16 protein-coding genes are annotated in these 16,700 nt (G+C 67.5%); 9 read left to right on the top strand and 7 right to left on the bottom strand.

Annotation, left to right across the window (positions count from 1 at the left end):
* Positions 1 to 403: 403 nt before the first annotated feature.
* A complete protein-coding gene (gene dnaA, locus ACIOEW_RS14790; RefSeq protein ID WP_362539996.1) occupies positions 404 to 2,203 on the bottom strand; it encodes a chromosomal replication initiator protein DnaA in 1,800 nt (599 codons plus the stop codon).
* Positions 2,204 to 2,583: 380 nt separating this feature from the next.
* Here dnaA and rpmH point away from each other — a divergent pair, with 380 nt between their 5' ends.
* From rpmH to ACIOEW_RS14745, 9 genes are all read left to right on the top strand, one after another.
* Positions 2,584 to 2,721: a 50S ribosomal protein L34 gene (gene rpmH, locus ACIOEW_RS14785; RefSeq protein WP_362539999.1), complete on the top strand. Its 138-nt coding sequence runs from the start codon at positions 2,584 to 2,586 to the stop codon at positions 2,719 to 2,721.
* 21 nt (positions 2,722 to 2,742) lie between these two features.
* Positions 2,743 to 3,114, top strand: coding sequence for a ribonuclease P protein component (gene rnpA, locus ACIOEW_RS14780; RefSeq protein ID WP_362540002.1), 372 nt, complete (start codon positions 2,743 to 2,745; stop codon positions 3,112 to 3,114).
* Positions 3,111 to 3,470 carry a membrane protein insertion efficiency factor YidD gene (gene yidD / locus ACIOEW_RS14775; RefSeq protein WP_362540005.1) on the top strand — a complete coding sequence of 120 codons (360 nt, stop codon included), beginning with the start codon at positions 3,111 to 3,113 and terminating at the stop codon, positions 3,468 to 3,470. Before rnpA ends, yidD begins: the two co-directional genes overlap by 4 nt.
* Before the next feature lie 3 nt (positions 3,471 to 3,473).
* Positions 3,474 to 4,742, top strand: coding sequence for a membrane protein insertase YidC (gene yidC / locus ACIOEW_RS14770; RefSeq protein WP_362540008.1), 1,269 nt, complete (start codon positions 3,474 to 3,476; stop codon positions 4,740 to 4,742).
* 14 nt (positions 4,743 to 4,756) lie between these two features.
* A complete protein-coding gene (locus ACIOEW_RS14765) occupies positions 4,757 to 5,266 on the top strand; it encodes a R3H domain-containing nucleic acid-binding protein (protein WP_362540011.1) in 510 nt (169 codons plus the stop codon).
* Between the two features lie 82 nt (positions 5,267 to 5,348).
* The gene (rsmG, locus tag ACIOEW_RS14760; RefSeq protein ID WP_401964448.1) at positions 5,349 to 6,089 is read left to right on the top strand and encodes a 16S rRNA (guanine(527)-N(7))-methyltransferase RsmG; all 741 of its coding nucleotides are present in this window, start codon (positions 5,349 to 5,351) and stop codon (positions 6,087 to 6,089) included.
* A 292-nt stretch (positions 6,090 to 6,381) separates the two neighbouring features.
* Positions 6,382 to 7,458, top strand: a complete 1,077-nt coding sequence (locus ACIOEW_RS14755) for a ParA family protein (RefSeq protein ID WP_362540585.1) — start codon at positions 6,382 to 6,384, stop codon at positions 7,456 to 7,458.
* On the top strand, positions 7,455 to 8,567 hold the full coding sequence (locus ACIOEW_RS14750) for a ParB/RepB/Spo0J family partition protein (protein ID WP_362540014.1): 1,113 nt from the start codon (positions 7,455 to 7,457) through the stop codon (positions 8,565 to 8,567). Before ACIOEW_RS14755 ends, ACIOEW_RS14750 begins: the two co-directional genes overlap by 4 nt.
* A gap of 229 nt (positions 8,568 to 8,796) precedes the next feature.
* A complete protein-coding gene (locus ACIOEW_RS14745) occupies positions 8,797 to 9,414 on the top strand; it encodes a GNAT family N-acetyltransferase (RefSeq protein WP_401964100.1) in 618 nt (205 codons plus the stop codon).
* A gap of 114 nt (positions 9,415 to 9,528) precedes the next feature.
* On the opposite strand, the gene trxA is transcribed toward ACIOEW_RS14745, so the two are convergent.
* The 6 genes from trxA to murJ form a co-directional block, all read right to left on the bottom strand.
* A complete protein-coding gene (gene trxA, locus ACIOEW_RS14740; RefSeq protein ID WP_219569130.1) occupies positions 9,529 to 9,858 on the bottom strand; it encodes a thioredoxin in 330 nt (109 codons plus the stop codon).
* Positions 9,859 to 9,900: 42 nt separating this feature from the next.
* Positions 9,901 to 10,863: a thioredoxin-disulfide reductase gene (gene trxB, locus ACIOEW_RS14735; protein ID WP_401964098.1), complete on the bottom strand. Its 963-nt coding sequence runs from the start codon at positions 10,861 to 10,863 to the stop codon at positions 9,901 to 9,903.
* Positions 10,864 to 10,996: 133 nt separating this feature from the next.
* Entirely contained in the window at positions 10,997 to 11,947 is a 951-nt protein-coding gene (locus ACIOEW_RS14730) for an anti-sigma factor family protein (RefSeq protein ID WP_401964096.1), read from the bottom strand.
* The gene (gene sigM, locus ACIOEW_RS14725; protein ID WP_401964094.1) at positions 11,944 to 12,648 is read right to left on the bottom strand and encodes an RNA polymerase sigma factor SigM; all 705 of its coding nucleotides are present in this window, start codon (positions 12,646 to 12,648) and stop codon (positions 11,944 to 11,946) included. Before sigM ends, ACIOEW_RS14730 begins: the two co-directional genes overlap by 4 nt.
* 25 nt (positions 12,649 to 12,673) lie before the next feature.
* Positions 12,674 to 14,365, bottom strand: a complete 1,692-nt coding sequence (locus ACIOEW_RS14720; protein ID WP_362540029.1) for a serine/threonine protein kinase — start codon at positions 14,363 to 14,365, stop codon at positions 12,674 to 12,676.
* Between the two features lie 128 nt (positions 14,366 to 14,493).
* On the bottom strand, positions 14,494 to 16,659 hold the full coding sequence (murJ, locus tag ACIOEW_RS14715) for a murein biosynthesis integral membrane protein MurJ (RefSeq protein ID WP_362540032.1): 2,166 nt from the start codon (positions 16,657 to 16,659) through the stop codon (positions 14,494 to 14,496).
* Between the last annotated feature and the right edge of the window lie 41 nt (positions 16,660 to 16,700).

The raw sequence follows: 16,700 nt of genomic DNA, 5'->3' as shown, positions 1-16,700 counted from the left end.
CAGTATGGACAACTTTTGAATCCCCAGGCTGTGGAGGGAAAATTCTCCCCAGATCTGTGGAGAACGGCCGTTACTCGGCAGGTATTCGAACAGCGCGGACGGGCGGAAGGCCGCTCGCGAGCCCTCTCGAGCCCGCCGAGGCCCCCTGAGGGACGGTCACGGACCGCCGATCGGGCCACTCGTGGAGCGTTCTGCGTGCCGCTCACGGCAGTTCTCGGCGACGCACGGCCGGCCCTGAGCACCTCCTGAACCGCATCTTGAACCGGTTCCTGAGCTGCCTCCTGAGCCGCCTTCCAGCCGCCTCGCGGAACGCGGAAGGGCGCTCCGCAGACTCTTCGGGAGTCCGTGGAGCGCCCTCTCGGTGGTGCCCTGCCGTGTGCCGGCGACGGTGCGGGAGGGTCCGTCAGCCGTTCTTGATGCGGTTGGTGAGCTCGGTGACCTGGTTGTAGATGGAGCGCCGCTCCGCCATCAGAGCGCGGATCTTGCGGTCGGCGTGCATCACCGTCGTATGGTCCCGGCCGCCGAACTGCGCACCGATCTTGGGCAGCGACAGGTCCGTCAGCTCGCGGCACAGATACATGGCGATCTGGCGCGCAGTCACCAGCACCCGGCTGCGCGAGGATCCGCAGAGATCCTCCACCGTGAGACCGAAGTAGTCGGCGGTCGCCGCCATGATGGCCGTCGCCGTGATCTCCGGAGCGGAGTCCTCGCCGCCCGGGATCAGATCCTTCAGCACGATCTCGGTCAGCCCGAGGTCCACCGGCTGACGGTTGAGGCTGGCGAAGGCCGTCACCCGGATGAGAGCGCCCTCCAGCTCACGGATGTTGCGGGAGATACGGGAGGCGATGAACTCCAGGACCTCCGGCGGAGCGTTGAGCTGCTCCTGCACTGCCTTCTTGCGCAGGATCGCGATGCGCGTCTCCAGCTCCGGAGGCTGCACATCGGTGGTCAGGCCCCACTCGAAACGATTCCGCAGCCGGTCCTCCAGGGTCACCAGCTGCTTGGGCGGGCGGTCCGAGGACAGCACGATCTGCTTGTTGGCGTTGTGGAGCGTATTGAAGGTGTGGAAGAACTCCTCCTGCGTCGACTCCTTGCTCGCCAGGAACTGGATGTCGTCGACCAGGAGGATGTCGACATCGCGGTAGCGCTTGCGGAAGGTGTCGCCCTTGCCGTCGCGGATCGAGTTGATGAACTCGTTGGTGAACTCCTCGGAGCTCACGTACCGCACCCGGGTACCCGGGTAGAGGCTCCGGGCGTAATGCCCGATGGCATGCAGCAGGTGGGTCTTGCCGAGCCCTGACTCCCCGTAGATGAAGAGGGGGTTGTACGCCTTCGCGGGCGCTTCGGCGACGGCGACGGCCGCGGCGTGCGCGAACCGGTTCGACGCCCCGATGACGAAGGTGTCGAAGAGGTACTTCGGGTTCAGCCGGGCGTGGGGTTCACCGGGGCCGGGCGCCGGAGAGGGCTGGGCGCCCATCGGGCCGGTGCCACCGCCGGGCCGGCCGGTCCCGCCGCCCTGCCGGTGCTGAGGCTCCTGCATGTCGTGGCGCTCGGAGCGCTGGGACTCGTACCCCTGGCGCTCGGGCGGCTGCGGACGGTAGTCGTGCTGCGGCTGCTGGGGGCGTCCGCCCCCGTACGGCTCGCGCCACTGATCGGCCGACGGATCGCGGTCCTGGAATCCGCCGAGCCGCGGCTGCTGCCAGGAGAGGTCCTCCTGGGTGCGCGGCCAGGCGCCGGGCTCGGGGCGCTGCTGCTGGTAGTCGGGGTACGCGGGCCGGGCCGTCGGCATGCCGTCGTCCGAGGGCCGGTGGCCGTAACCGTCGTAGGCGTCGTTGTGCTGGCGCTCGTCGTGCTGAGGCCCCTGGTACCGGTGCTGCTGCGGCTGCTGGGACTGGTGCATCGGGGGCGCCGGCGAGTTCGGCGGCTCGCCGACGGAGTCGTCGACCGTGATCGCGATCCGGATCGGCCGGCCGCACTCCCGGCTCAGCGTCTCGCTGATGAGCGGGGCGAGCCTGCCCTCCAGGACGCGCTTGCCCCATTCATTGGGGACGGCGAGCAGTGCCGTGTCGGCGACCAGGGCGAGCGGCTGGCAGCGCTCGATCCACTGCTTGTCCTTCGGCTCGATGCCCTGCTGGCCCTCCCCGAGGAGTTGCTCCAGCACGCGTGGCCACACTGCGGCAAGATCGGCAGGTACATCAGCCACAAGGCACGCTCTCTCGCTGGTCCCACGAATGTGTGTTTCTCGGGACGTATGGGTCGGGATGGGTGAGGACCGGCAGGCGGGAAGAAAAAGAACCGGGGTTCAGCCACGGTAGGCGGGCCGACCCGTGCGGTTCAAGTCGTTGTCCACAGGCTGTGCACAATGGGGGGCCCGACAGGGTCGGTTTGACCGGATGGCGTAGCCGCGCGTACCGTGACCAGGTCGAGTTGTCGATGGCTGCTGCCGCCTGCCTCCGATGGGCAAAGATCACGATCTGTGATTGTGAAGCGGTGCAACTAGGGCGTTTACGCGAGTCTCTCGTGGGCGCACGGTGACAGCCAGGCGATGTCCCGCCAACACACGATCATTACTGGAGCCCCCGAGTGAGCAAGCGCACCTTCCAGCCGAACAACCGCCGCCGCGCGAAGACCCACGGCTTCCGTCTGCGTATGCGGACCCGTGCCGGCCGCGCGATTCTCGCGACCCGCCGTGGCAAGGGCCGCGCCAGCCTGTCCGCCTGATCGCGTACAGGTCGTCATGACGTGCTGCCTACCGAGAATCGGCTGAGGCGGCGCGAGGACTTCGCGACCGCGGTACGACGAGGACGCAGGGCCGGTCGCCCTCTACTCGTCGTCCATCTACGCAGCGGTTCAACGGACCCGCACGTGACTGGGGAGACTGCTCCCCCGCCGCGTGCGGGTTTCGTTGTCAGCAAAGCAGTGGGTGGCGCGGTCGTCCGCACAGCGGTGAAGCGAAGGCTTCGCCATCTGGTCCGCGAACGGCTTGCCCTGCTGCCCCCCGGTAGCCTGGTTGTCGTACGTGCGTTGCCCGGTTCGGGTGACGCCGACCATGAACAGCTGGCCCGAGACCTGGATGCCGCCTTGCAGCGGCTGCTGGGAGGGGGCGCGCGATGAAGTACCCGCTGCTGGCTCTCATCAAGCTGTACCAGTGGACGATCAGCCCACTTCTCGGGCCTGTCTGCCGTTACTACCCGTCGTGTTCCCACTATGGATATACGGCGATCGACCGGCACGGAGCGATCAAGGGAACGGCGCTGACAGCCTGGCGCATCCTGCGATGCAATCCGTGGTCACCCGGCGGCGTGGATCACGTTCCACCACGCAAACGTCCGCGTTGGCACGAACTGCTGCGTAGTGCCGTGCGCGGCAGCAAGGGCGGGGACTCCGCCGCTGACGTGCCTCCCGGGAGGTCGGCCACCGATCTCCCGAGCTCGGCCGCAGAGACTTCGCCCAATGCTCAAGGAGCCTGATTAGTGGACACGATTGCCAGTCTGTTCAGCTTCATCACGTGGCCTGTTTCCTGGGTCATCGTCCAGTTCCACAAGCTGTACGGGGCCATCTTCGGCCCTGACACGGGATGGGCCTGGGGTCTGTCCATCGTGTCCCTCGTGGTGCTCATCCGTATCTGTCTGATCCCGCTGTTCGTCAAGCAGATCAAGTCGACGCGGAACATGCAGGTGCTCCAGCCGAAGATGAAGGCGATCCAGGAGCGCTACAAGAGCGACAAGCAGCGTCAGTCCGAAGAGATGATGAAGCTGTACAAGGAGACGGGTACCAACCCGCTCTCCTCGTGCCTTCCCATCCTGGCGCAGTCTCCGTTCTTCTTCGCCCTGTACCACGTGCTCTCGGCCATCGCGTCGAACAAGAAGATCGGGGTCATCGACCAGTCGCTGCTGGACAGCGCTCGTCAGGCACACATCTTCGGTGCTCCGCTGGCTGCCAAGTTCATGGACAGCGCCGAGAAGGTCCAGGCGCTCGGTGCCTCGCTCGTGGATGTCCGGGTCGTCACCGCGGTCATGATCGTGATGATGTCGGCCTCGCAGTTCTTCACGCAGCGCCAGCTGATGACGAAGAACGTCGACCTCACGGTCAAGACGCCGTACATGCAGCAGCAGAAGATGCTCATGTACATCTTCCCGCTGATCTTCGCCGTCATGGGTATCAACTTCCCCGTCGGTGTCCTCGTCTACTGGCTGACCACGAACGTCTGGACCATGGGTCAGCAGATGTACGTGATCAACCAGAACCCGACCCCGGGCAGCAAGGCGCAGGAGCAGTACCTCGGCCGTCTCCTGAAGAGCGTCACCGCACACGGTGAGGTGCGGGGCCGGACCCGGCGCAACACGGTCAAGCGGATCTTCGCCAAGGGGCCGGACCGCAACGACATCGAGCGGAAGTTCGTCACGGGACTGGCCAAGCTCGGCCTGGCCCCGCAGGAGGACGGCACGGTGGCCAAGAGCGATACTGCCGTGGCCGAGGCCGAGGGCGGAGCCGCACAGCGGCGCCAGCAGCCCAAGCGCCAGACGAAGGCGAAGCGCCAGACCACAGCCGGCCACCCGACCGGGACCAAGGACACCGACTCCAGCGAGTCCGAGTCCGAGCCCAAGACCTCCCTGCAGAAGAGCGCACCGCAGGACGACAAGTCCAAGCCGGCGGGCAAGCCCGCGTCCGGCTCCTCACGCCAAGCCAAGTCCGGACAGCGCAAGGGCCCGCAGCGGCCCAAGCACCCGTCCAAGAAGTAAGAAGGAGTCCATCCGTGACGGAAGGCACCACCTCCACGGCCGCTGAGGGCAGCGACACCTTGACCCGTCTCGAGCAGGAAGGGGAGATCGCAGCGGACTACCTCGAGGGCCTGCTCGACATCGCCGACCTGGACGGCGACATCGACATGGACGTCGAGGCGGACCGGGCCGCGGTCTCGATCATCAGCGATTCGGCACGTGAACTGCAGAAGCTCGTGGGTCGCGACGGCGAGGTGCTGGAGGCACTTCAGGAGCTGACGCGGCTGGCCGTGCACCGGGAGACCGGCGACCGGAGCCGTCTGATGCTGGACATCGGCGGTTTCCGGGCCAAGAAGCGCACGGAGCTTGCCGAGCTGGGTGCCAAGGCCGCGGACGAGGTCAAGAGCACTGGTGAGCCGGTGAAGCTGGACCCGATGACGCCGTTCGAGCGCAAGGTTGTGCACGATGCGGTCGCGGCCGCGGGTCTGCGCAGCGAATCGGAGGGCGAGGAGCCGCAGCGCTTCGTCGTCGTCCTTCCGGCCTGACCGGACCCTCTCCTGTCGGCCCCGTCTGTTCGCAGACGGGGCCGATCTTTGTCAGCCTGATAGTCAGCCACCCATGGTGCGGATGCGGTATGGAAGGACGGTTCCCGTGACGGAGGAAGTAGCGCTTCCCCAGGCGCCCGACGAGGCCCGGGAGGTGTTCGGAGAGTGCTATCCCGAGGCCGTCCGGTACGCAGAACTGCTGGCCGATGCGGGGGTCAAGCGAGGGCTGATCGGTCCGCGTGAGGTCCCGCGTCTGTGGGAGAGGCATCTGCTGAACTGTGCGGTGCTCTCCGAGGTCGTTCCCGAGGGCGTCACGGTCTGCGACGTGGGTTCGGGTGCCGGCCTTCCGGGCATTCCGCTGGCACTGGTGCGCCCGGATCTGAAGATCACCCTGCTTGAGCCGTTGCTGCGGCGGACGAACTTTCTCCAGGAGGTTGTCGAGCTTCTGGGACTGGAACACGTGACGGTCGTCCGTGGCCGGGCCGAGGAGGTCTTGGGCACGCTCCAGCCGGTGCATGTGGTCACGGCTCGGGCGGTGGCTCCGCTCGATCGCCTGGCGGGCTGGGGAGTGCCCCTGCTCCGCCCGTACGGGGAGATGCTGGCTCTGAAGGGCGATACCGCCGAGGAGGAGATCAACGGCGCGCGAGCGGCCCTCAGTAAGCTCGGGGTCGTGGAGACCGAGGTGCTCCACGTGGGCGAAGGCGTCGTCGATCCGATGTCCACCGTGGTGCGCGTGGTGGTGGGCGAGAGTCCGGGTGGTGTGAGGTTCGCCGCAAAGCGAGCCAAGGCCGCGAGGGTAAGTCGCACACGTCGTCGTCGCTGAGTAGCGTGATTACGCTGAGCATCTGACTGTTACCTACCGTTTGATCCCGATCTCGGTCATGTGTCAGTCAAAGAGCTGTGCGTACCCCGCGCGGAGTGTCGTGCCCCTGTAGCTACGCTGCAGGGGCATCGTGTTTCACGTGAAACGTCGCTCTCTGCTGCATGGAATCATCGGCCGCGGTCGTGCGGCTGCCGCCCCTCGCCATCGCAGGCCCGTTAGGGCTACGGAGTTGTCCACAGAAGTGGATTCATCCACAGAAGAGCGGGCCTCGCTGGTTCACGACCCCGAAACCATGGCAGGCTCTGCTCATTGCGAGCCTGAAGTCGAGGAGAGTGAATCCTTGCGGTCCGACGCCAACATCGCGGGACCGATGACCGATCCGGTCCCCGGTCCCCGAACCGAATCGGCGGGGGACGGTGTTTCACGTGAAACACCGCCGCCGATGGATGACACACCCATCGGTCGTGCGGCCCAGCTGGCGGTGGAGGCCCTTGGCCGTGCCGGCGAGGGTCTGCCGCGGCCTGACCAGACGCGGGTCATGGTGGTGGCCAACCAGAAGGGCGGGGTGGGTAAGACCACCTCGACGGTCAACCTTGCCGCGTCACTTGCACTGCATGGTGCACGTGTTCTGGTGGTCGACCTTGACCCGCAGGGGAACGCCTCTACGGCCCTGGGTATCGACCACCATGCCGAAGTCCCCTCGATCTATGACGTCCTGGTGGAGAGCAAACCGCTCTCCGACGTGGTTCAGCCCGTTCCGGATGTCGAAGGTCTCTTCTGCGCCCCGGCCACCATCGATCTCGCCGGTGCGGAGATCGAGCTGGTGTCGCTGGTGGCGCGGGAGAGTCGACTGCAGCGGGCGATCCAGGCGTACGAGCAGCCGCTCGATTACATCCTGATCGACTGCCCGCCCTCGCTCGGCCTGCTGACGGTCAACGCCTTGGTGGCCGGCGCGGAGGTGCTGATCCCCATTCAGTGCGAGTACTACGCGCTGGAAGGACTGGGACAGTTGCTGCGCAACGTCGACCTGGTGCGGGGGCATCTCAACCCCGATCTCCATGTGTCGACGATCCTCCTCACCATGTACGACGGCAGGACCAGGCTCGCGTCGCAGGTGGCGGAGGAGGTGCGCAGTCACTTCGGCAAGGAGGTGCTGCGGACCAGCATTCCTCGTTCGGTGCGCATCTCCGAGGCGCCGAGCTACGGGCAGACCGTACTGACCTACGACCCCGGTTCGAGCGGGTCCCTGTCCTACCTCGAAGCAGCCCGTGAGATCGCGCTGCGCGGGGCCGGGATCCAGTACGAGGCCCAGCACGCCCACACGGGCAGTCGGAACAGCCAGCAGAATTCTTCGGAGGGGATCCAGTGAGCGAGCGTCGTAGAGGTTTGGGGCGAGGGCTCGGTGCCCTGATCCCCGCCGCTCCGCAGGAAAAGCAGATGCCGCCCGCCGGGATGGGTACGTCCTCGCCCGGGACCAGGCCGGTACTGACGTCCGAGCGGGGCGTGGCCGTCGCGAAGGTGACCTCGGGTGGCCCTGTGGTGCCGGAGCCGAGCGCACCTGTCTCGGTGTCGGACGGGACCGGCGGTCCGGCAGAGGTGGCCGGGGCTTACTTCGCCGAGCTGCCCATCGATTCGATCACGCCGAACCCTCGTCAGCCTCGTGAGGAGTTCGACGAGGACGCACTTGCCGAGCTGGTCACCTCCATCAAGGAGGTCGGTCTTCTCCAGCCCGTCGTTGCGCGGAAGACGGGGCCCGGGCGCTTTGAGCTCATCATGGGTGAGCGGCGTTGGAGGGCCTGTCGTAAGGCCGGTCTGACGCAGATCCCAGCGATCGTCCGGGCGACGGACGACGAGAAACTGCTCCTGGACGCGCTCCTGGAAAACCTTCACCGGGCTCAGCTGAACCCCTTGGAGGAGGCGGCTGCGTACGACCAGCTGCTCAAGGACTTCAAGTGCACCCATGACCAGCTGGCCGACCGGATCGGGCGTTCGCGGCCGCAGGTGTCCAACACCTTGCGCCTGCTGCGGCTGTCGCCGAAGGTTCAGCGCAGGGTCGCGGCCGGGGTCCTGTCGGCGGGACATGCGCGGGCACTGCTCTCGGTGAACGATTCCGATGAGCAGGACAAGCTGGCCCATCGCATTGTGGCCGAGGGGCTTTCGGTGCGTGCGGTCGAGGAGATCGTGACGCTCATGAGCTCCCGGCCCACGAGCGCCGCAAAGTCCAAGGGGCCCCGGGCCGGCGGCCGGCTGTCGCCGGCGCTTACCGACCTGGCGTCCAGGCTGTCCGACCGGTTCGAGACCAGGGTGAAGGTCGACCTTGGGCAGAAGAAGGGAAAGATCGTCGTCGAGTTCGCGTCGATGGAGGATCTGGACCGCATTCTCGGCAGTCTCGCGCCGGGTGAGGGCCGCGTTCTGGACCGTGCTCCTTCGGAGGAAGCGGCTCCCTCTGAGGAGACGACTGAGGGCGACAAGGGCTGACATTCGGAGTGGTGAGTGGCGGGCTGTCTTCCGGTGGGTGACGGGGGACAGCCCGCCTTTTGCTTTCCACGGATGGCGTCCCGCCCTTTGCCTTCTCACGGTGTCGACTTGATCCCCTGGTCGATACGATGCGTTCTGGTAGAGCACATCCAAATTGATCCACCTCCGTGATCGGAGTGCACCGGCCGTCGCGTGATGCGGCGGGTGAGGGAAATGAGGAACGACCTTCATGGGGCGTCGGCTCGTACCGCTCACGCTGGACAACCTGTCTGATCTCCCCCAGCGCTGCCGCTCGTGTGTGTTCTGGGAACTCGATGCGGTGCGTGGTGATGCCGCGGTCAAGGACGGTAGGGCCGAGCAGGAGAAGGAAGCCTGGATCTCCGCTGTTCTGCTGGAGTGGGGATCCTGTGGCCGTGTGGTCTATGTAGACGACGTGCCGGTCGGCTTCGTGCTCTACGCCCCGCCCGCCTACGTCCCGAGAGCGACGGCGTTTCCGACGAGTCCTGTCTCCCCCGATGCGGTTCAGCTGATGACTGCTCTGATCCTTCCGGGTTACCAGGGGCAAGGACTGGGCCGGGCGATGGTGCAGACGGTTGCCAAGGACCTGCTTCGTCGAGGATTCAAGGCGATCGAAGCCTTTGGGGACGCCTGGTGGAAGGAACCCGCTTGCCTGCTGCCGGCGGATCACTTGCTGGCGGTGGGATTCAAGACTGTCCGGCCCCATCCCGTGCACCCGAGGCTGAGGCTGGAGCTGCGCACGACGCTTTCGTGGAAGGAAGACGTCGAGATGGCACTGGACCGATTGCTGGGGGCCGTACAGAAGGAACCAGCGCTGCGGCCGCTGTGAGCGGTGCGTGGCCAGAAACGCGAAACGGGCCCATCCCTCAAGGGATGGGCCCGTTTCGCATTTCACTTCTCACGTTTCATGTTTCACGTGAAACAGCGGGACTGCCGTCCTGCCTTATTCGGTGATGAAGCCTTCGAGGTCACGGAGGATCGCGGCCTTCGGCTTGGCCCCGACGATGGTCTTGGCGACCTCGCCACCCTGATAGACGTTCAGCGTCGGGATGGACATGACGCCGTACTTCGCAGCGGTGGCCGGGTTCTCGTCGATGTTGAGCTTGACGATCTCGATCTCGCCGTGCTCGGCCGCGATGGCCTCCAGAGAGGGGGCGATCTGACGGCACGGGCCGCACCAGGCAGCCCAGAAGTCCACCAGCACGGGCTTGTCGCTCTTCAGGACGACCTCGTCGAACGAGTCGTCGGTTACGTTCTTCAGGGCGCCGGCCACGGCGGCCTCCTTAACTTCGCGGGGTGTGGGTTGAGGCGTGGATCAGACGGTGGCTGCAGCGGCCTTCTCGTCGTCGGCGAGCGCGGCCAGGAAGCGCTCGGCGTCGAGGGCGGCGGAGCATCCGGTGCCGGCAGCGGTGATGGCCTGCCGGTAGGTGTGGTCGACGACGTCGCCGGCACCGAAGACACCGGTGAGGTTGGTGCGCGTCGAAGGGGCGGCGACCTTGAGGTAGCCCTCGTCGTCGAGGTCGAGCTGGCCCTTGAAGAGCTCGGTGCGCGGGTCGTGGCCCACGGCGATGAACAGGCCGGTCACGGGGAGCTCGGACGTCTCACCGGTCTTGGTGTTCCGCAGGGTCAGACCGGAGAGCTTCTGCTCGCCGTGCACACCGGCGACCTCGCTGTCCCATGCGAACTTGATCTTCGGGTCGGCGAACGCGCGGTCCTGCATGGCCTTGGAGGCGCGCAGGGAGTCGCGGCGATGGACGATGGTGACCGACTTGGCGAAACGGGAGAGGAACGTGGCCTCTTCCATCGCGGTGTCGCCGCCGCCGATCACGGCGATGTCCTGGTCCTTGAAGAAGAACCCGTCGCAGGTCGCACACCAGGAGACGCCACGTCCGGAGAGGGCGTCCTCGTTGGGCAGGCCGAGCTTGCGGTGCTGCGAGCCGGTGGTGACGATGACCGCCTTGGCGCGGTGAACCGTGCCGGCGGTGTCGGTGACGGTCTTGATGTCACCGGTGAGGTCCACGGAGACCACGTCGTCCGGAACGAGCTCGGCACCGAAGCGCTCGGCCTGGGCGCGCATGTTGTCCATGAGCTCGGGGCCCATGATCCCGTCCTGGAAACCGGGGAAGTTCTCCACGTCAGTGGTGTTCATCAACGCGCCACCGGCGGTGACGGCGCCCTCGAACACCAGCGGCTTCAGCGAGGCGCGCGCGGTGTACAGGGCGGCTGTGTAGCCCGCCGGGCCGGAGCCGATGATGATCACATTACGCACGTCGCTCACGGGTTTCTTCCTCGTCTCTGCAGACTGCCTACTGTCCACGCCTACTGGGGTCGGTTCAACGACTCTCACCCCACCCAACGGATCCTACGGGGGATGCATTCCCGACGTGCCGGGGCGGCATCGGGCGGGATTCTCAGGGGCGCGCGTAGGCGTGCGTCAGTAGGAGCTTCCCCTTGGCCGCGGGCTCGGCACCGACACAGGCCGCGTCGACGACGTAGGCCTGGACCTTGCTGGTGTCCGACGGATGGGGCAGGACGACGAGGTAGGCGGCGGTGCCTTCGTAGGTGCCTCGCTGCAGGGCAAGGGCGGGGGTGTTCCGCCCGATGCCCCGCTCGATACAGGACGGGACGGCCACGGTGGGGGCGCGGAGCGGGTTCTCGGGTGACGCGGATTGAGGAGACGCGGAATCCGCAGAGGACTGCGATTCGGGCGAGGACTTCGTGTCCGCGGAAGGGTCCTGTTCCTTGCCGCTGGAATCGTGGGGGCTGGCAGTGTCCGTACGGGAGCCCAGGAGGCTCTGCACCCGCCCTTCCAGTGTGGACGGCGAGAAGGTCCCCGAGGCGGACTTGGACAGAGCAGCTCCGCGGTCCATGGCGCTGCTGTCGGAGCTGTTCCCGGTGAGCTGGACGTTCTGCAGCAGGAAGATGCTCGCACCGACCACGGCAGCTCCGAGAGCGGCGCCGAGCACGGCTGCGCGCCGGCGTCGCCGCGCAGGGCGACGGCCGGGTCCTGTCGCCGCACGTGAGTGTCCGGCGGGGCGGTCCGCCGGCTCCGGGGACGTTGACGCAGACGCGGTTTCACGTGAAACATCGGCAGCCTCCGGCACCTCGCGGGCGGAGCGGGCCTCCTCGGCGAGCGCGGCGCCGATGCGATCCGCGATGTCGGACGGCATGGGCTCCGGGGCGGGCAGGGCGCCGAGCAGACTGCGGATCTCCTCCAGCGAGGCATGGACATCGGCGCAGAGCTCACAGTCGGCCAGATGGCGCTGGACGTCAGCCGCGTCGGAGGCAGAGAGCAGCCCCTCGGTGAGGTCGGAGATCTCCGAGACGTCCGGGTGCCGGGTTGTATCGGTCGTCGGTGTCATGCGCGTCCACCTCCGCCCTTCGCTGCTGCTGGATCGCTCGTGCCTACGTCTCTTGGTCCCGCCGCCGGTGGGACGGATGCTCTCGGCGTCCGGTTCCCTTCCGCCCGCGGCCCCTCATTGCCATGGTTCCCGTTGCGGAGGTGAGCGAGCTGAGGGGCCAGCCTGGCGCGTCCCCGCGCGCAGCGGCTCTTTACGGTGCCGACCGGCACATCAAGGATGCGGGCTGCCTCCGCCACCGGGTATCCCTGCATATCGACGAGGACAAGGGCGGCGCGCTGTTCGGCGGGAAGGGTGCCCAGGGCCGCGAGGAGCTCGCGGTGGAGATCCTGACGTTCGGCCGGCGCCTCCGCGGACTCGTGTGGCTCCAGGAGCTGGTCGAACCGCTCGGGGTCGTCGACCGGTGCGGTCTTCCTGGAAGAGGCTTTACGGATGCGGTCGAGGCAGGCGTTGACCGTGATGCGGTGCAGCCAGGTGGTGACGGCGGACTGGCCACGGAAGGTATGGGCGGCGCGGAAGGCGGAGACCAGGGCATCCTGCACGGCATCGGCCGCTTCCTCGCGGTCCCCCAGGGTCCGCAGCGCCACGGCCCACAGCCGGTCGCGATGACGTCGTACGAGCTCACCGAAGGCGTCCGGTTCACCGGCTACGTGGCTGGCCAGAAGATCCTGGTCGGACGTGTCGGCGAAACTGGTGTCGTCCAACGGTGAGCCCCCTCCCTTGGTGCCGTCAGCTTGTGACCTTGATGTCTGAGATCTTGCCCCGGAAGTTCCCTGTGTCGCTCTGTGGCAGTTCGGTGAGCCAGACCAGAAGGTACCGCGCCTGGACGGGTTCGCCAGGCTTGAGTGCCACCTTCGTTCCAGAACCGTGAGCGACCTTAGTGAAGTCGGTGGGCCTGCTCGGCACCTCGGAACTGGTGGTGGTCCGCAACTCGGCCGACGTGGTGCCCCCCAGGAAGGTCACGTCCACCGCGCTGACCTGCTGCACCTTGCCCAGGTCGAGCACGACCCCGACGCCCTCCTTCAGTTTGCCGAAGTCGGCGGTGAAGTAGCCGTCGGTGTTCCAGTAGGTTGCCGCGTCCCCGTCGTAGAGATTCTTTATGCTCTGAGGCTTCTCGGACCCGTCGCCGAGCGGGTCGTAGTCCCGAGCCTCGAGGATGGGGACCGGCTTGCTCTCCACGACCGGCTTGTGGTCGCCGTTCTCCGGATTGGTCTGGGTGGTCCCTGGGTCGTCCGAGCTCTTGTCGCGGTCGAGGAGTGTCTCCGCGAGCTGCCAGCTGCCGAGACCCAGCGCGGCGATGAGCAGCGCGGACACCGCCCATTTGAGAGCCTTCCCGGTGCGGCTCTGAAGTGGGGCGGGAGGTGCGGCGACAGGCTGGGTGACCCCGGCCCCCGGCCCGGCCGGGCGCCCGTAGGTGCCCTGCTGGTACGTGGTCCGCTGGTACTCGGGCGGTGCGGTGAAGGTGGGCTCGGGCGGGCGGATGCGAGGCATCGCCGCGACGGCCTTGGCGAGCTCGTCCGGGGTGGTGCACGGCTGTTCCTGGCGGGAAGCCGTGGCTCCGTCGTTGGCGAGGGCGCGCATGGCGATCTCGGAGAGACCGCGGTGGACTCCGGCCCGGACCTGGTCGGGTGCGATCAGCCCCACGCCCTTGGGCAGCCCGGTGAGGCCGTAGGCATCGCTCTCGTACGGCCAGCGCTGGGTCAGCGCGGCGTACAGAAGGGCACCGATCGCCTCGGTGTCGGCGCGCTGGGGTCCCTCGGAAGTGATCCCGCGCAGTGCGGCGTTCACGGCGAGACCGCGGATTCGGTACTGGCCCGAGGAACTGCGCAGCACCGCTCCGGGCGTGAGCCTCAGATGGGCCAGGCCCTCACGATGTGCGGCCGCCATGGCCTGGGAGATCTGAGTGACGAGCTGGTACGCGTCGTGGGCATCCATCGGCCCCGCGCCCAGAAGGGCGGTTAGCTCGGTGGCGTCGGGAAGCCACTCGTGGACGACGTAGACGAGATCGTTCTCCTCCACGGCGTCGAGGACCTGCACGAAGCGGGGGTCGCCGAGCAGTGCGGAGGAACGGGCCGCGGCCAGCACGGAGCGGGCCCGCGGATGGTCTGCGGGCAGGAGGTGTACGCCCACCGCGCGGCGCAGTTTCTCGTCGACGGCACGCCAACTGCTGAACCCGTCCAGACGGGTGACGCACTCCTCGAGCCGGTAGCGCCCGGCAAGCTTGTGACCGCTGTGCAGATCAGGGGTCGGCACAGCGGCTTCGGAGCCGCCCTGCTCACCCTCCGCGTCCTGAGGGCCTGTGCCCGTTGAATCCTGAGCTTCTGCCGCACCGTCGCTCGTGGCCTCGTCCGCCTTCGCGGCCAGCGGCTTGTCGCCACTGTTGTCGGCCACGTCGACAGCAGCCGTGCTACGTTCCGCCACCGTCGTTCCTGCCTCCCCATCCGTTGGGCGATGCCAGCCAGCCCCGCACAGTCACGCCAATTGTGCCCACACTCCAGCGCTATGCACGACACGCGGAGACCGGCGATGGTTGTGCGCGCCGATGATCCTCAGCGGCCGAGCCGTCCCCGGATCATGCCGACCATGCCGTTGATCTCTTCGATCCGCATGCGCTTCGCCGCGACGAAGAAGACTCCCAGCAGCACGACCCCACCGCAGACCAACGCGATGAGAGAGCCTCCGGCGCCGTCGCCCAGCCCCTGGAGAACAGCGAATCCCACACCGCCTCCGACCACTGCTGCAGGGATTGCAGCGAGGCACAGGCGGGCGTAGGTGCGCAGCACGTGGGCGCCGTCCAGATCGCCGCCCAGCCGGTTGCGCAGCCGCCTCCAGGCGATACCGACTCCTACTGCGTAGGCGAGTCCGTACGAGGCGGCCATGCCGACCACGGCCCACTGGGCAGGCAGCACCACGTAGCAGATGGCCGAGGCAGCCGCGTTGACGAGGGCGACGATGACGGTGTTGTAGAAGGGCGTGCGGGTGTCCTCGTATGCGTAGAACCCTCGCAGTACCACGTACTGGACGGAGTAGGGGATCAGGCCGAGGCCGAAGGCCATCAGGATGAAGCCCATGGAGCGGGCGGCCTCGGGGCCGCTGGAGGCGTAGAGCAGGGTGCACATCGGTACGCCCAGGGCGAGGAACGCGAAGGCGACCGGCACGATGGCCACTGCCGAGTTACGCAGGCCCTGCGAGATGTCGTCGCGAACCGCGCCCGGGTCGTTGTCATGGGCGGCACGGGAGATGCGGGGTAGCAGGGCAGCCATGACCGAGACGGTGATGATCGCCTGCGGCATGCCCCAGATCAGCTGCGCGTTGGAGTAGGCGAGGAAGCCCGCCCCGTTCTGGCCGGAAGCCTTGCCGGCGGAGGTCGCGAGCTGGGTGACGACCAGCACACCGGCCTGGTTGGCGAAGACGAACAACACTGTCCACTTGGCCAGCTTGACTGTCTTGCCGAGACCGTGGCCCTTCCAGTCGAAGCGCGGACGGAACCGGAATCCGGCCTCGCGCAGATACGGGATCATGGCCAGGGCCTGGACGACAAGGCCCAGCAGAGTGCCGATGCCCAGCAGCCGGACGCCTTCCGGCGGGATCGTCGCGACGCCCATGTGGGACTCGTGCGACGTGCCGTAGACCCAGATGAACAGGCCGAACGTGAAGATCATGACGATGTTGTTGAGGACCGGGGTCCACATCATCGCGCCGAACTTTCCGCGGGCGTTGAGGATCTGGCCCATGACGACGTGCACACCCATGAAGAAGATGGTGGGCAGGCAGTACCGGGCGAAGGTGGTGGCCACGTTGTTGGCGTCGGCGTCGTTGGCGATCGTCGACGACATCAGCCGGATGAGGAAGGGCGCGGCGAAGACCGCGAGGGCGACGATCAGCCCGAGGGCGACCATCACGAGGGTCAGCAGCCGGTTCGCGTAGGCCTCGCCGCCGTCCTCGTCGTCCTTCATCGAACGGACGAGCTGGGGGACGAAGACCGAGTTGAGGCCGCCGCCCACGGTGAGGATGTAGATCATCGTCGGCAGCGTGTACGCGATGGTGAAGCTGTCGCCGAGAAGAGCGGCACCGAGCGCGGCGGTGATCACCAGGCTGCGCACGAAACCGGTGAGCCGTGAGACGAGGGTGCCGGCGGCCATGACGGCGCTGGACTTCAGCAGACCGGACGCCCGGCCGCCGCCGGACTTCGGCGGCTGGGGGGCGGGAACGGGGGCCGGCTCGGGCCGGTCCGGGGCGGGGGACCCGGCCGGACCCTCCTGATCCCGGAAGAGATGGGCGAACGCGTCCGGCTCCTCGCGGTTCGTCGACGCCTGGGTGACGAGATCGTCCACGCCCACGAACTGAGTGGTCGCGGCGTCGTCCCCGTACGGCAGGTGGCGCGACGGGCCGTCCGGCTCGGGGGGCGGGGTCTGCGCCCAGATCCGGGGGTCGGGTGCGTACTGGGCGGCCGGCGGCTGCTGGTAGAGCGGCTGCGGCTGCTGGTAGTAGCCGGGGGGCGGCGGCGGGTGCGCGGCGCGGTCGTACAGCGCCTCGCTCACGGGGTCCTGGGCGGAGAGATCCTGGGACCGGTACGGGTCGTAGTCGTAGGCCGCCTGCAGGTAGGGGTCGGGAGGCGGGGGCATCTGCTCCGGCCCGGGCGGCACAGGCGGCCCGCCGGAAGACCCAGCTCCGCCCGTACCCTGACCGCGGTCACCGTCGTACGGCGCGTTCATCGAAACCCCACCTCATCGTCCCCGGCCGACCGGCCACGACA

The organism is Streptomyces sp. NPDC087901 (genome assembly GCF_044742205.1).
In the GTDB taxonomy this organism is placed as follows: Bacteria; Actinomycetota; Actinomycetes; order Streptomycetales; family Streptomycetaceae; genus Streptomyces.
The sequence above is the reverse complement of the archived record's forward strand: the minus strand, read 5'-3'. Positions and strand labels throughout refer to the sequence as shown.